The 13,289-nt window shown below is 30.1% G+C and carries 17 protein-coding genes and 1 pseudogene; 14 read left to right on the forward strand and 4 right to left on the reverse strand.

Going from position 1 to position 13,289, the window contains the following annotated elements; all coding sequences use genetic code 11:
* Nucleotides 1-4: 4 nt before the first annotated feature.
* The 4 genes and pseudogenes from FBF15_RS02775 to FBF15_RS09600 form a co-directional block, all read left to right on the forward strand.
* Nucleotides 5-733: a gluconate 2-dehydrogenase subunit 3 family protein gene (locus FBF15_RS02775; protein WP_002855611.1), complete on the forward strand. Its 729-nt coding sequence runs from the start codon at nt 5-7 to the stop codon at nt 731-733.
* Nucleotide 734: 1 nt separating this feature from the next.
* Nucleotides 735-2,456, forward strand: coding sequence for a GMC family oxidoreductase (locus FBF15_RS02780; protein ID WP_002872556.1), 1,722 nt, complete (start codon nt 735-737; stop codon nt 2,454-2,456).
* A 205-nt stretch (nt 2,457-2,661) separates the two neighbouring features.
* A complete protein-coding gene (locus FBF15_RS09595; protein ID WP_223212438.1) occupies nt 2,662-3,141 on the forward strand; it encodes a hypothetical protein in 480 nt (159 codons plus the stop codon).
* A gap of 71 nt (nt 3,142-3,212) precedes the next feature.
* Nucleotides 3,213-3,437 (forward strand): annotated as a pseudogene (locus FBF15_RS09600) (hypothetical protein); the annotation flags it as partial.
* Between the two features lie 105 nt (nt 3,438-3,542).
* Here the strand turns inward: FBF15_RS09600 and FBF15_RS02790 are convergent.
* A complete protein-coding gene (locus FBF15_RS02790; RefSeq protein WP_002873478.1) occupies nt 3,543-4,247 on the reverse strand; it encodes a putative metalloprotease CJM1_0395 family protein in 705 nt (234 codons plus the stop codon).
* A 107-nt stretch (nt 4,248-4,354) separates the two neighbouring features.
* On the opposite strand from FBF15_RS02790, the gene FBF15_RS02795 reads away from it, so the two are divergent.
* Together FBF15_RS02795 and FBF15_RS02800 are read left to right on the forward strand one after the other, a co-directional pair.
* A complete protein-coding gene (locus FBF15_RS02795; protein WP_002855609.1) occupies nt 4,355-4,717 on the forward strand; it encodes an HIT family protein in 363 nt (120 codons plus the stop codon).
* Between the two features lie 73 nt (nt 4,718-4,790).
* Nucleotides 4,791-5,363, forward strand: a complete 573-nt coding sequence (locus FBF15_RS02800) for a YceI family protein (RefSeq protein ID WP_002855621.1) — start codon at nt 4,791-4,793, stop codon at nt 5,361-5,363.
* A 4-nt stretch (nt 5,364-5,367) separates the two neighbouring features.
* On the opposite strand, the gene FBF15_RS02805 is transcribed toward FBF15_RS02800, so the two are convergent.
* Both FBF15_RS02805 and FBF15_RS02810 read right to left on the reverse strand, forming a co-directional pair.
* The gene (locus FBF15_RS02805; protein WP_002855613.1) at nt 5,368-6,324 is read right to left on the reverse strand and encodes a membrane protein; all 957 of its coding nucleotides are present in this window, start codon (nt 6,322-6,324) and stop codon (nt 5,368-5,370) included.
* Nucleotides 6,325-6,384: 60 nt separating this feature from the next.
* Nucleotides 6,385-6,594 carry a transcriptional regulator gene (locus tag FBF15_RS02810; protein WP_002778401.1) on the reverse strand — a complete coding sequence of 70 codons (210 nt, stop codon included), beginning with the start codon at nt 6,592-6,594 and terminating at the stop codon, nt 6,385-6,387.
* A gap of 168 nt (nt 6,595-6,762) precedes the next feature.
* On the opposite strand from FBF15_RS02810, the gene FBF15_RS02815 reads away from it, so the two are divergent.
* From FBF15_RS02815 to FBF15_RS02840, 6 genes are all read left to right on the forward strand, one after another.
* Complete coding sequence (locus FBF15_RS02815; RefSeq protein ID WP_002855619.1) at nt 6,763-6,990, forward strand: superinfection immunity protein; 228 nt, start codon at nt 6,763-6,765, stop codon at nt 6,988-6,990.
* 8 nt (nt 6,991-6,998) lie between these two features.
* Nucleotides 6,999-7,631, forward strand: coding sequence for a toxin-antitoxin system YwqK family antitoxin (locus FBF15_RS02820; protein ID WP_002818736.1), 633 nt, complete (start codon nt 6,999-7,001; stop codon nt 7,629-7,631).
* Nucleotides 7,632-7,643: 12 nt separating this feature from the next.
* Nucleotides 7,644-8,060 carry a hypothetical protein gene (locus FBF15_RS02825; RefSeq protein ID WP_002818737.1) on the forward strand — a complete coding sequence of 139 codons (417 nt, stop codon included), beginning with the start codon at nt 7,644-7,646 and terminating at the stop codon, nt 8,058-8,060.
* Nucleotides 8,061-8,189: 129 nt separating this feature from the next.
* Nucleotides 8,190-9,767: an ABC-F family ATP-binding cassette domain-containing protein gene (locus tag FBF15_RS02830; RefSeq protein WP_002858735.1), complete on the forward strand. Its 1,578-nt coding sequence runs from the start codon at nt 8,190-8,192 to the stop codon at nt 9,765-9,767.
* Nucleotides 9,757-10,092 (forward strand): hypothetical protein, encoded by a 336-nt coding sequence (locus tag FBF15_RS02835; RefSeq protein WP_002859498.1) that lies wholly within the window; start codon nt 9,757-9,759, stop codon nt 10,090-10,092. Before FBF15_RS02830 ends, FBF15_RS02835 begins: the two co-directional genes overlap by 11 nt.
* 74 nt (nt 10,093-10,166) lie before the next feature.
* A complete protein-coding gene (locus tag FBF15_RS02840; protein ID WP_038816747.1) occupies nt 10,167-10,550 on the forward strand; it encodes a hypothetical protein in 384 nt (127 codons plus the stop codon).
* 43 nt (nt 10,551-10,593) lie between these two features.
* On the opposite strand, the gene FBF15_RS02845 is transcribed toward FBF15_RS02840, so the two are convergent.
* Complete coding sequence (locus tag FBF15_RS02845; protein ID WP_002881678.1) at nt 10,594-11,178, reverse strand: YigZ family protein; 585 nt, start codon at nt 11,176-11,178, stop codon at nt 10,594-10,596.
* Between the two features lie 126 nt (nt 11,179-11,304).
* Between FBF15_RS02845 and FBF15_RS02850 the strand changes: the two genes are divergently transcribed.
* Together FBF15_RS02850 and FBF15_RS02855 are read left to right on the forward strand one after the other, a co-directional pair.
* Complete coding sequence (locus FBF15_RS02850) at nt 11,305-12,531, forward strand: membrane protein (RefSeq protein ID WP_002873475.1); 1,227 nt, start codon at nt 11,305-11,307, stop codon at nt 12,529-12,531.
* On the forward strand, nt 12,524-13,261 hold the full coding sequence (locus tag FBF15_RS02855; protein WP_002933178.1) for a hypothetical protein: 738 nt from the start codon (nt 12,524-12,526) through the stop codon (nt 13,259-13,261). Before FBF15_RS02850 ends, FBF15_RS02855 begins: the two co-directional genes overlap by 8 nt.
* The last annotated feature ends 28 nt before the right edge of the window (nt 13,262-13,289 follow it).

Here is a 13,289-nt window from a genome sequence, read left to right on the forward strand (position 1 = left end):
AGTAATGCAAGACAATATTATTGATCGCAGAAGCTTTTTTAAACTAGGGCTTTTAGGTGGTTCTGTAGTAGCAGCTAGTACTATAGGTGGCGGTGCTGTTTTAAAGGCAGCAGAACTTACGCATTCGCATCAAGCTTCACAAGGAAAATCAAATAAAGTTAGAGGTAGAATGTTTTTTCAGACTCAAACTGAATTTGATACCTTAAGTGCAGCCTGTGAAAGAATTTATCCTAAAGATGAGCAAGGAGAAGGAGCTATAGGTTTAGGCGTACCTTATTTTATCGATAATCAGCTAGCTAGTGCTTATGGTTATAATGATAGAGAATATATGCAAGGACCTTTCATTGAGGGTAAAGCTGAACAAGGCTATCAAACTCCTATGCAACGCAAAGATATTTTTTTAGAAGGTGTGCATGCTCTTGAAGAAAATGCTCAAAAGCGTTATAAAAAATCTTTTTCTCTGCTTAAAGGTGGAGATCAGGATAAAATTCTAAGCGATTTTGAAAAAGGAAAAATTCAAACTACGGGTTTTAAATCTTCTTATTTTTTCACTCTTTTAAGAGATATGACAGTAGCTGGAGTTTTAGCTGATCCAATTTATGGCGGAAATGATAATAAAAATGGTTGGAGAATGATGCAATATCCAGGCGCACAAATGAGCTATGTGGATAAAATTGCAAGTGATGAATTTTTTAACATTGAACCTATGAGTTTAGCAGATATGGAGAGTTAAAATGGCTGAAGTATTAAAAAAAGTAGATGTGGTAACAGTTGGGGCAGGATGGACTGGAGGTATAGTGGCTGCAGAGCTTACTAAAGCAGGTTTGAATGTACTTAGTTTAGAACGCGGACATATGCAAAGTACTGAAAATTTTAATTTTATCCATGATGAGTGGAGATACGGGATTAATTATGGTTTGATGCAAGATTGCTCGAAAGACACTGTGACTTTTCGCCATGATCCTAGTGGTTTAGCCTTGCCTTATCGTAAAATGGGTTCGTTTTTATTGGGTAATAATGTTGGCGGTGCAGGGGTGCATTGGAATGGTTGGACTTTTAGGTTTATGCCTTATGATTTTGAAATTCAAACCCTAAGCAAACAAAGATATGGTAATAAATTAGGTAATGATTATACCTTGCAAGATTGGGGTGTGACTTATAAGGATATGGAGCCTTATTATGATAGATTTGAAAAAACCTGTGGGGTATCAGGTGAGCCAAATCCTTTAGCGGAAAAAATGGGAGCTTTTAGATCCAGTCCTTATCCACAAGAACCTCTTGAAAATACTAAAATGCTTAAACGATTTGAAAGTGCAGCAAAAAGTTCAAATTTACACACTTATCGTTTGCCAGCTTCAAATTCTAAAGGTGGCTATACAAACCCTGATGGTCAAGATTTAGCTCCTTGTCAATACTGTGCGTATTGTGAGCGTTTTGGTTGTGAGTATGGCGCAAAAGCAAGTCCTTTAAACACAGTAATTCCAAAGGCTATGAGCACAGGTAAATACACTATACGCACTTATAGCAATGTAACGCAAATTCTTAAAAAAGACGGAAAAGTAACGGGGGTAAAATTTGTCGATACTAGAACGATGAAAGAGTATATTCAACCTGCTGATATAGTTGTGCTTACAAGTTATATGTTTAACAATGCTAAGCTTTTAATGGTAAGCAACATAGGTGAGCAATACGATCCAAAAACAGGTAAAGGAACTTTAGGTAGAAATTATTGTTATCAAATGAACATGGGTACAACAGCTTTCTTTGATGAGCAATTTAACACCTTCATGGGTTCAGGTGCTTTAGGAACTACGAGTGATGATTTTAACGGAGATAATTTTGATCATTCTAAGGAAAAATTCCTTCATGGAGCTATGATTTATAGCGTTCAGCTTGGAACTCGCCCTATACAATCAGCCCCACTTCCAGCAGGAGCTCCAACTTGGGGTGCTGAATTTAAAAAAGCATTAAACTATAATTTCACAAGAGCTATTACCGTAGCAGGACAAGGTGCTTCTTTGCCTCATAAGAATAATTATTTAAGTCTTGATCCAACTTATAAAGATGCTTTTGGTATGCCACTTTTACGCTTAACTTATAATTTCACCGATCAAGATAGAGCTTTGCATAAATTTATCACAGATAAAACAGCTGAGGTAGCAAAAAGAATGCAAGGAGTAAAATCAATCAAAAAAGGTGCTTATCTTAAGGATTATAGCGTTGTGCCTTATCAATCTACTCATAACACAGGTGGAACAACCATGGGTGCAGATAGAGAAACTAGTGTGGTTAATACTTATTTACAACACTGGGATGCGGATAATCTTTTTGTTGTAGGAGCAGGAAATTTCCAACACAATAGTGGATATAATCCAACTGATACTGTGGGAGCTTTGGCTTATCGCTGTGCTGAAGGTATTTTAAAATATCATAAAAGTGGAAAAAGCTTAGCTTGATAATAACTTGAGAGTTTTTGAAAACTCTCAAGATTATAAATTTTTAATTTTCTTCCGATATAGTATAATATCAAGGAAGGCAAAAATGATTAATGGTATAAATTCTTATTCGAGCTACAATTATACAAAAAGGCAAATGGAGTCTGCTCTTGGTGGTTGGAATCCAAGATTATTTTAATAAAATATCATAAAAAAAGGGTTTTCTATGGTAAATTTTAATTCTCACTATCCTAATATCAATTATCCAAATAATGCTTTAAGCATTAAAAAAGATGAAAATAATGAATATACTTATACTAAAAAAGATGAGCCAAAAAGTGAAGAAGATGCTTATTGGGAAGATTTTGTGCAAAAATACTTTGGAGAAATGCTTAGTAAAGAATATGCGAACAAATACGGCTATAATGGAGACCCAGATGTTAAAGAAGTTGAAAATTCCTTGCTTGAGCGAATGCGAAAAGATAAATTAACTGAAGAGGAATGGGAAATTCTTAACGGAGCATATGAGATTGATAATATTGAATTTATTCCAGGAGATAAGATTTCCAGAATACGCAAAGGCAATCTTCTAAAAACTCTTACAAGTGTGGGTGAATTCGCAAGAATATGGGTTGCTGAAAAAGATGAAAGAAAAAACGATTTATTGACGCACTTGATGTTAAACCACTTACTCAAGAAGAGATAGATAGGTTTTTAAATAAACAACAAAGCTCAAATTCTACCCAAGAAAGCAATGAAAGTGGTCAAAACCCAGATGAAAAACCCTTCAAAGCCATTCAAGGCGAAAGCAAAAACAAAGAAACTTACAAAGATGACAATGCTAAAAACGAGCTTTTAAAAAAATTATTAGAAAATAAATTTGGTAAAAGTGAAGAATTAGAACTTCTTTTTGGTATGAAATTTAGTGATGATAGTGCAGGAGAATTTAATAAATTTCTTTCTCAAAACACTTCGGCAAAAATTATAGATATAAAAGCTTGAAAATGCAAAAATTTAAATTATAAAAAAGAAAAAATGTTAAATATTTTAACATACAAATTCAAGTCATCGTTTTCATAAGGAAATTTTTTATTTAAATTAAGAATTTTAAGATGCGATGCTGAATTTAATGTCGTTATTTTGTGAGTTTTGTTGATAAGTTCTAGCGACAAAATTTTTAAAGTCTTTATCAAAATTTGAATTTTTATCGTTGTTTTTTGAATCTTTATCTGTTTTTTCTAGGCTATTTTCTGAATTTTTGTCATCTTTTTCTTTATTTTCTTCTTCTTTTTCTTCGGCTTCTTCGGCTTTAAGCTTCATTGCTTCAGCTCTTGCTTCAAATTCCATTTTTGTAGCATTTGCTGCAACTTTATAATCTTGCGGGCTAGGATCAGCAGGAGCCATAGCTGCTGCTGCAATTTGTCTTGCATTGGCTATAGTTTCTTCTGGTGTGTTTCCTTTTTGCATGCTGATAGGAACTTCACCCGCTGTAGCATACATTTGATTATCAGGGCCTCTTGTATAAGTAAAACTTGCAGCACCTGCTAAGCCGCCGCCCGCTGCTTGATGCGCAGCTTCATGAGCCTTTACATTTCTATCGATACTTTGGAGTTCGCGAACTTGAGCTACTTCTTTTTGGCTTAGCTCTACGCCATTAACCATTTGGGTTTGTTCGCCATTTTTTTCTTTATCATCTTTATTTTCACTAAGATTTTTTTCATCTTTTTGAGTGGAATCAGATTGATTTGTTTTATCAAAAGAAGGTTTGCTAGAGTAGTAATCATAAGAGTTATAACTTGAACTAATTTGCATTTATCCTCCTTTTTGTTTTTTAAATTTTTAGGAATTTTAACGCATTTTGACTTAAAAATTTGATAAATTTTGTAAAATAATCATAAATACAATTTCAAAGGAATGTAATGATTTATGAAAATGATTTGATTTATATAGAGAAAGAGGAGGCTCAAGTGCCTTGGCTTAAAATTTTTACTAAAGAAATTTATAAAGAATTTAGCGATTGTCCTTTAGAGTTGCAAAAGGAACTTTTTGAAAAAATTTTACTTTGTGAAAAGGCTATGATAGAATTTTACAAACCTGAAAAAATCAATATCGCCTCTTTTGCAAATTATGTGCCAAGGGTGCATTTTCATGTTATGGCAAGATTTAAAGAAGATGCGTTTTTTCCAGAGTGTATGTGGGGAAAACAGCAAAGAGAAACAATAAAGCTTGATTTGCCTAAATTTGAAGAATTTGTAAAATTTTTAAATAGTAAAATTTTTTGATTTTTATTAATGATTTGTTATGTTTTATCTAATAAAATTTTTATATTGAAAATTACTATAAAAAAGGAAAAAAATGAAAAAAGTTTTATTGAGTTCATTGGTTGCGGTGTCTTTGTTAAGCACAGGTTTGTTTGCTAAAGAATATACTTTAGATAAAGCACATACAGATGTAGGTTTTAAAATCAAACATTTACAAATTAGCAATGTAAAAGGAAATTTCAAAGATTATTCTGCGGTGATTGATTTTGATCCTGCGAGTGCTGAATTTAAAAAGCTTGATGTAACTATAAAAATCGCATCTGTAAATACAGAAAATCAAACAAGAGATAATCACTTACAACAAGATGATTTTTTCAAAGCAAAAAAATATCCTGATATGACTTTTACAATGAAAAAATATGAAAAAATCGATAATGAAAAAGGCAAAATGACAGGAACTTTAACTATAGCTGGAGTTTCTAAAGATATCGTTTTAGATGCTGAAATCGGCGGTGTAGCTAAAGGCAAAGATGGAAAAGAAAAAATAGGATTTTCTTTAAATGGAAAAATCAAACGCTCTGATTTTAAATTTGCGACAAGTACTTCAACTATTACTTTAAGTGATGATATTAATTTAAATATCGAAGTTGAAGCGAACGAAAAATAATTTTTTAGTCTAAGAGTCTTGCTCTTAGACTTTGTAAATTTTTATCCAAATTTTCTTCACTTTCTTGCCAAATCAATTTAAAATCCGGTTTAAAATTTTCATTTTCTAAATTAAATTCCGTGTTTTTCAAGGTGGATTCTAAAAAAGCAAGATGATTTAAAGCTTGATTTTTATCATTAAAAATTAAAATAAAATCATTTTCTACGATAAAAATTTTTGCTCTAAAGCGTTTTAAAATTTTTGCAATTTGTTTTAAAATGAGTTTGGTATAGCTTTCTTTGGTATCTTTTAGTTCATTAAAATGAAGCAAGGCAATGATATAGTTGTTTTTTCCTTTTGTAAAGCGTGTAAGGCTTTTTTCATTGGGTAGCTTTGTTAAGGTGTCAAAAAAAGCTAACCTATAAGCGTGATTTAAAAGATAAAAACAAAAAACCAAACTTGCAAATTCAAAATATCTTATTCCTGCTCCTTCTTGGAATAAAAATTGAAAATACGCAGTAAAAAATGCGATAAGAAGATAATATTCTTTAGTTTTAAAGGTTTTGATAAAAATGAGTATTAAGCCGACTAAAAAAAATAAAAATCCTAATTCACTCACAGGTTTAAAAAAATCTAATGCAATAAAATGAAATTCTAAACCAGCACTATTAAAAGTAGTATTTCTAGGTAAAATGATACTTAAAATGCCTATAAAAATAAGAGTTGTAATTGAAGCGATATTTTTTTTATTTAAAATTAAAACATGATGTTTTCCAACGCAAAATAGAGTAAAAATCATAGGTAAAAATAAAGCTACAAATAAATTAGCTTGAAAAAAACTTGTATAAAAATAAGGCAACTTAGCTCCTAATAGCACTAAAGTCAAAAAGAAAATTCTTGAATTTTTAAAGTAAAAGGATAATACAAGTGCTGAAATTTCAAAAATAAAACTCAATGATATTAAAAAATCTAATAAAAACATTTCAAATCCTTGATTTTAATAAAAGTGATAATTGTATAGAAAAAAGCTTAAAAGTGGATTTTATTTAAATTTAGCAATCTCATCTTGTATAGTTTGTTCTATATGAAGCAATTCTTCATGAGTTTTTTTGCTATTTTCTAAAAGTTCATCAAATTTAAAGCCAAGCATAACAATACGATATAAATTGGGTTTATATTTTCTCCAATTATATAAAGTGCTAACATCAATGTCTAGTTCATATGCCATATCACGCTTGCTCTTTTTTGTCATTTTTTACCTTAAAAATTTAGCCTTTAAAAAATTTTACATTAAAATTTCTTTATTAAAAACACTTGAAATATTCAATCTTTTATATAAAATATATTTAATATTTCAATATTAATTAAGTTATAGTATGGAATAATAGTTTTTATAAAATTTTTATTTAAGGAGAATTACATGGAAGGTGCAAGTGGCGGGTCTATTTTTGTAACAATATTATTGTTTGTATTATACATGTTGCCCGCTATTATTGGTTTGAGCAGAAAGCATTCTAATTGGCTGATAATTTCTTTGCTAAATTTGTTTTTTGGTTGGACTATTATTGTTTGGCTTGTTTGTTTAATATGGTCTTTTACGGGAAGTTTTAAGCAAACTATTATTATTAAAGAAAAAAATGAGAAATAGGAGAAAAAATGACAAAATTTTTAAGCATTTGTAGTTTAATTGCGATGTTGTTAAGTGGTTGTGGAAGTGATTTTCCTGGACAACCTAGCGATGTGGCTAGAGTTCAGCAAAACAAATATCCAAATGGAAATTTAAAAGAAGAAATTCCCTATAATAAAGATTCAAGAATACATGGGTTAAAAAGAGCTTTTTATGACAATGGTCAGCTAAGAGCTGAAGAAAATTATAAAAATGGAAAAAAAGATGGAATTAGCAGGGAATATTCTAGAAATGGGCAATTACTTGAGGAGGTGCATTTTAAAGATAATCGCGGATATGGTGATTTTGCAAGCTATTATGAGAATGGAAATATGAGAGCAAAGGGAAAACTACTTGGCTATAATGAAGATGGTATGCCAGAATTTGAAGGTAATTACAAGGAATATTATGAAAATGGAACTTTAATGTGTGATTATAATTTTGATAATAAAGGTAAATTTGATGGAGTACAAAAGCGTTATGATGAAAATGGCGCCTTAGAAGACGAAGAAAATTATAAAAACGGACTTAAAAATGGAGTCTTTAGAGAATATAAAAAAGGGGAGATTGTAAGAGAAGAAGAATATAAAAATGGTATTTTAGTAGCAAAACCTAAAAATTAGAGGAGTTTAGATATGTTTAAAAAAGTAATTTTATTTTTCTTAATGGGGTTTGCCTTGCTTCAGGCCAACTCATTAGACAAATGTGATAATACGGCAGTTGTTTCAAATCTTAAAGAAAAAATTCCTAGTGAAATTTTTAAAAATCTTTATGAATTATCCGGACTTAAAGCCCAAGGGATTGATTATGAAGATTATGCAAAAGGCCTCAAAGAAATAGCCAAGCATGATGGAATGGTAAATTACACTGATATGATCGAAATTAATTCCATTTCAAATTTTGATCTTAATTTTGATTCTTGTATGGCTACGATTAATGCTGCATTAAAAGGGGAGCAGAGAAAAGGTCTTTGGAGTGTTGTTTATAAGGTTTCTAACATAAATCAAGTGAAAATTACAGATATAACTTATATCAATGAAGATTTCCAATAATATTTTTATTAAAGTAAGTCAATAGAATTAATTTCATGACTTACTAATATTTTATACTTAATTAATTTCAAGTCTTTTTTTGATACAATTTCTTAAAAATTTTTATAAGTAAAAAATTTAAGGAAAATCATGGTTGAAGTAAAAAATCTTACTATGCGTTTTGCAAATCAGCTTTTATTTGAAAATGTTAATTTAAAACTTGTTCGAGGACAAAGATACGGACTTATCGGTGCTAATGGTGCGGGAAAATCGACTTTTTTAAAAATTCTTTCAGGAGAAATTGAGTCAAGTAGTGGTGAAATAGTATTTGATGAAGGCTTGAAAATCGCAGTTTTAGGACAGGATCAATTTGCTTTTGAAAACTACACCATCAAAGATGCAGTGATGTGTGCAAATAAGCGTTTATATGAGGCCTTAAAAGAAAAAGAAAAGCTTTATATGAGCGAGGAATTTACTGATGAGATCAATGAGCGTTTAGGTGAGCTTGAGATAATAACGGCTGAAGAAGATCCAAATTATGATTGTGAAACACGTTGTGAAAAAATTTTAAGTTCTTTAAAGATTAAAGATTTCGATGCTTTAATGAGCACCTTACAAAGTGCGGATAAATTTAAAGTTTTGTTAGCTCAAGTTTTGTTTTTAGGTGCCGATGCGCTTTTTTTAGATGAGCCTACAAATAACCTTGATTTAGAGGCGATTTCTTGGCTTGAAAATGAACTTTTAAGACATGAAGGAACTTTGGTTGTCATCTCTCATGATAGGCATTTTTTAAATAAAATTTGCACAAGAATTTTAGATGTGGATTTTAAACAAATTCGTGATTTTGCGGGAAATTATGATGATTGGTATATGGCTTCAACGCTTTTGGCAAAACAAGCTGAGCTTAAACGCGATAAAACCTTAAAAGAAAGAGAAGAATTAGAAAATTTCATTCGCCGTTTTAGTGCAAATGCTTCTAAGGCAAAACAAGCCACAAGCCGTGCTAAGGCGCTTGAAAAACTAGAGCTTGAAGAGATTAAAATTTCAAGCCGTAGAGATCCTAGTATAGTATTTAGAACCAATCGTGAAATAGGTAATGAAGTTTTAGAAATTAAAGGTATAGGTAAGGCTTATGATAAACAATTGTTTTCAAATTTGGAGCTAAAAATAGAAAAAAATGATAAAATCGCTTTGATTGGGGCAAATGGTGTGGGTAAAAGTACTTTAGCAAAAATCATCGCCCATGCTATAAGTCCAGATAGTGGATCTATACATCTTGGGGCAACTATAGAACTTGGATATTTTCCTCAAGATACAAGTAATTTAATTTGTGAAAATTTGAAACTTTATGAATGGCTGATGAGTGAAAAATTTAAAGATCTAGATGAAATCCGCAAGTGTTTAGGTAGAATGCTTTTTAGTGGCAGCGATCAAGAAAAAATGGCAGCAAGTTTAAGTGGGGGTGAAAAACATCGTTTAATGCTTTCTCGTTTAATGCTAGAGCGTCCGAATTTCTTGCTTTTAGACGAACCTGATAACCATTTAGATCTTGAAAGTATTATTGCATTAGGTGAAGCTTTGTATAATTTCAAAGGTGTAGTGCTTTGTATCAGCCACGATAGGGAGTTAGTTTCTGCTTTTGCTAATAGAATTTGGCATTTAGAAAATGGTAAGCTTACAGATTTTCGTGGAACTTATCAAGAATTTTTAGGAGAAAATGATGGCTAAATTTAGAATTCAATACAGCGCAGGTTTTGGGCATTATACACAAAATCACAAGGGTTTTGGGCCTACGATTTATATAGAAGAAGTCGTAGAGTTTGATAATGGCAAGGATTATTTTGACTATATAGATTTTTATAAAACTTATTCAAAGAGCGATGATACTTATTTTCATATCAGTTTTTTAGAAGATAGACCTCTAAGCGATAAAGAAATCACCATTCGTAATGAATACCGCAAAATGCGTGATGAAAACTGTAAAAAAGCCAAGGAAGAATTTATAGCCAATAATGAGCTTGATGTGGAGCATTTGCCTACTCACCATGATTAAAAAACATTGATTTTTACATAAAAAGGAACGCTTTTTGCTTGTATAGTTTTTGCATATTTTGAAAGGAGAAAACTATGCAGGTAAATTATAGAACGATTAGCTCGTATGAATACGATGCTATTAGTGGTCAGTATAAACAGGTGGATAAACAGATTGAAGATTATTCTTCATCTGGAGATTCTGATTTTATGGATATGTTAAATAAGGCGGATGAGAAGTCAAGCGGAGATGCTTTAAATTCTAGCAGCAGTTTTCAAAGTAATGCGCAAAACTCAAATTCAAATTTAAGTAATTATGCTCAAATGTCAAATGTTTACGCTTATCGTTTTAGACAAAATGAAGGCGAGTTGTCTATGAGAGCTCAAAGTGCTAGCGTTCACAATGATCTTGCGCAACAAGGTGCAAATGAACAAAGTAAGAATAATACTTTGTTAAATGATTTATTGAACGCAATTTAATCAAAAGCTCCATTTTGGAGCTTTTGTATTTACTTGCAAGAATTTATAATTTCTCTATTTCAAAAGGTGCAAAATTTTTACAAAAAATTTCAAATTCTTGCTCCTCTTTTTCATTTAATTTGATATGTAATATAGCTTTGCAATCCTTAAAATCTTTTGTGAAATTAAAAGAATAAGTTTTTAAAAAATGTTCAAAACGATTTAAATTTTTTAAATCAATAGCAATGGTTATATTTTTTTTCAATTCAAATGAAAGTAAAGAAGAATTATTGATCACGGCATTTGCCGCATCGCTATAGGCTCTTACAAGTCCCCCTGTACCAAGTTTTATACCACCAAAATATCTTACAGTGATTAAAGCCGCATTGATAAGATCATAGCCCCTTAGAACATTTAAAGTTGGCATTCCAGAAGTTCCTTTAGGCTCTCCATCATCGCTTTTATCTTCTACAATTTGATTAAAATCATTTAAAACACGATAAGCATAGACAAAATGAACAGCTTTTGGATGTTCTTTTTTTAGCGTTTCTATTAAAAATTTAAAATCTTTAAAAGGGCAAAGAAAAGATAAGAAAATAGATTTTTTAATATCGATTTGTGTTTGAAAAATTTGATCAATAGTTTGCATTTTTGCCTTTTTTGTTTAAAATTATACTTATAAAAACTAAAATCAATTTGATGTTAATTTTTAAGATATTTGATATTTATATGATTTGCATTGATATTTTAAGTTTAATTTTGTAAAATTTTCATTATGGAAAAAATCAAAAATTATAAACTTATCATCATTTTACTTAGTCTTGATTTGTTGGCTTTGCTTTATGGAATTTCAACACTGAGTATTAGTGCTGATGAAGCTGATATTTATTTTGGTGAGCAGGGTAAATCACTTATTTTTTCCCATAGTTTGCTTTATTATATATCTCATTTTGGAACTTTTATTTTTGGGCAAAATGATTTTGGTTTAAGGCTTCCTTTTTTATTTTTTCATTTTTTAAGTTGTTTGCTTTTGTATTTGCTAGCTTTAAAATATACTAAAACTAAAATTGATGCTTTTTTTTCTTTATTGTTATTTGTTTTATTGCCGGGTACTGTTGCAAGTGCTTTACTGGTTAATGCCGCATCTTTGGTGATTTTTTTAACCCTTGCTATATTATGTGCTTACGAATATGAAAAAAAATGGCTTTTTTATATATTATTGATTATAGTATTATTTGTTGATAAATCTTTTAATATTTTATTTTTAACTTTTTTCTTTTTTGGGATTTATAAAAGAAATGCTATTTTATTTACCTTATCTCTTGTTTTGTTTGGAGCGAGTATCAGTTTTTATGGTTTTGATACAGGTGGTCGTCCAAGAGGTTATTTTTTAGATACCTTAGGAATTTTTGCTGCATGTTTTTCTCCTTTGGTTTTTGTGTATTTTTTTTATACTATTTATCGTTTGACTTTTCAAAAATATAAAAATTTATTATGGTTTTTAATGAGCGTAACATTTGTATTTTGTTTGTTGCTTTCTTTAAGACAAAAACTTTTTTTAGATGATTTTTTGCCTTTTTGTGTTATTTGCACTCCTTTGCTTATAAAAACTTTAATGCAAAGTTATAGGGTGAGATTACCAGTTTTTCGATTAAGGTATAAAATCTTTATAGAATGTTCTATAATTTTTTTGATATTTTGTTACTTTTTAATCGTCGCTAATCAATTATTGTATTATTTTATAAACAATCCAAATCGTCATTTTGCCAATAATTATCATTTTGCTAAAGAATTGGCACTAGAATTAAAAAAACAAGATGTTTTAGAACTTGCAACAGCCCCAAGTTTGCAAAAAAGATTGCGATTTTATGGAATAAAAAATAGCAATAAGTTTTATTTAAAAGCTTTAAAACAAGGCGATAAGCATGATATGGACAAAAAAATTGTTAAAGTAAAACTTGGAAAATATGAAAAAGTATATCAGATTTTAAACTATGATTAAAGCTTTCAGTTTGTTGGAATTTGTGTTTATAATTCTCATTTTAGGTATAGTTTTTAATTTAGGCAGTCTTTACTTAAAAAAAGACAATCTACTAGAAGGTGCAATACAAATTCTTAATGATATCCAATATACCCAAAGTTTAGCCATGATGCAAGAAGGCATAAGAGTTGATGAGTTGGCTATCGCAAAAAGAGAGTGGTTTAAAAGTAAATGGCAGATTTATTTTATAAAATCAGCTGCCACAGGTTATGATCAAACATATACTATTTTCTTGGATAAAAATGGCGATGGAAATGCTAATTTAGGTAAAACTGAAATCAATATAGATAGAGAAATTGCTGTTGATGTAATCAATCATAACAAATTAATGAATTCAGGTCAAAGTGGAGTTATTAGTAAAGATGATGAAAAAACTACACAAAGATTTAATCTTACAAAAAGATTCGGAATAGAAAAGGTTGAATTCAAAGGATCTTGTTCAGGATTTACTAGATTAGTATTTGATGAAATGGGCAGAGTGTATTCTCCGTTAAAAAATGCCAATTATGCATATGAAAAAACTTTAGCAAAGAATAATTCAGATTGCATTATACGTTTGTTATCAAAAAAGCATGCTCTTTGTATCGTTATAGATACGCTTAGCGGTTATGCTTATATTCCAGATTTTAAAACACTTAAAAGTCAATTTGTTAATATAAAAAATAAAAATTACGAGTGCTCTAAAATATAGCCCCCATTATACTTATATAAATACTTAC

This window comes from Campylobacter sp. CFSAN093233, from assembly GCF_011068165.1.
In the GTDB taxonomy this organism is placed as follows: domain Bacteria; phylum Campylobacterota; class Campylobacteria; order Campylobacterales; family Campylobacteraceae; genus Campylobacter_D; species Campylobacter_D jejuni.

Excerpts from the sequence above, each read along its gene's own strand:
- FBF15_RS02855 (WP_002933178.1), top strand. The coding sequence starts at position 12,524 with ATGATTAAAGCTTTCAGTTTGTTGGAATTTGTGTTTATAATTCTCATT.
- FBF15_RS02810 (WP_002778401.1), bottom strand. The coding sequence starts at position 6,594 with ATGACAAAAAAGAGCAAGCGTGATATGGCATATGAACTAGACATTGAT.
- FBF15_RS02835 (WP_002859498.1), top strand. The coding sequence starts at position 9,757 with ATGATGGCTAAATTTAGAATTCAATACAGCGCAGGTTTTGGGCATTAT.
- FBF15_RS02850 (WP_002873475.1), top strand. The coding sequence starts at position 11,305 with ATGGAAAAAATCAAAAATTATAAACTTATCATCATTTTACTTAGTCTT.
- FBF15_RS02795 (WP_002855609.1), top strand. The coding sequence starts at position 4,355 with ATGATTTATGAAAATGATTTGATTTATATAGAGAAAGAGGAGGCTCAA.
- FBF15_RS09595 (WP_223212438.1), top strand. The coding sequence starts at position 2,662 with ATGGTAAATTTTAATTCTCACTATCCTAATATCAATTATCCAAATAAT.
- FBF15_RS02845 (WP_002881678.1), bottom strand. The coding sequence starts at position 11,178 with ATGCAAACTATTGATCAAATTTTTCAAACACAAATCGATATTAAAAAA.
- FBF15_RS02780 (WP_002872556.1), top strand. The coding sequence starts at position 735 with ATGGCTGAAGTATTAAAAAAAGTAGATGTGGTAACAGTTGGGGCAGGA.
- FBF15_RS02800 (WP_002855621.1), top strand. The coding sequence starts at position 4,791 with ATGAAAAAAGTTTTATTGAGTTCATTGGTTGCGGTGTCTTTGTTAAGC.
- FBF15_RS02815 (WP_002855619.1), top strand. The coding sequence starts at position 6,763 with ATGGAAGGTGCAAGTGGCGGGTCTATTTTTGTAACAATATTATTGTTT.
- FBF15_RS02840 (WP_038816747.1), top strand. The coding sequence starts at position 10,167 with ATGCAGGTAAATTATAGAACGATTAGCTCGTATGAATACGATGCTATT.
- FBF15_RS02820 (WP_002818736.1), top strand. The coding sequence starts at position 6,999 with ATGACAAAATTTTTAAGCATTTGTAGTTTAATTGCGATGTTGTTAAGT.
- FBF15_RS02805 (WP_002855613.1), bottom strand. The coding sequence starts at position 6,324 with ATGTTTTTATTAGATTTTTTAATATCATTGAGTTTTATTTTTGAAATT.
- FBF15_RS02790 (WP_002873478.1), bottom strand. The coding sequence starts at position 4,247 with ATGCAAATTAGTTCAAGTTATAACTCTTATGATTACTACTCTAGCAAA.
- FBF15_RS02830 (WP_002858735.1), top strand. The coding sequence starts at position 8,190 with ATGGTTGAAGTAAAAAATCTTACTATGCGTTTTGCAAATCAGCTTTTA.
- FBF15_RS02825 (WP_002818737.1), top strand. The coding sequence starts at position 7,644 with ATGTTTAAAAAAGTAATTTTATTTTTCTTAATGGGGTTTGCCTTGCTT.
- FBF15_RS02775 (WP_002855611.1), top strand. The coding sequence starts at position 5 with ATGCAAGACAATATTATTGATCGCAGAAGCTTTTTTAAACTAGGGCTT.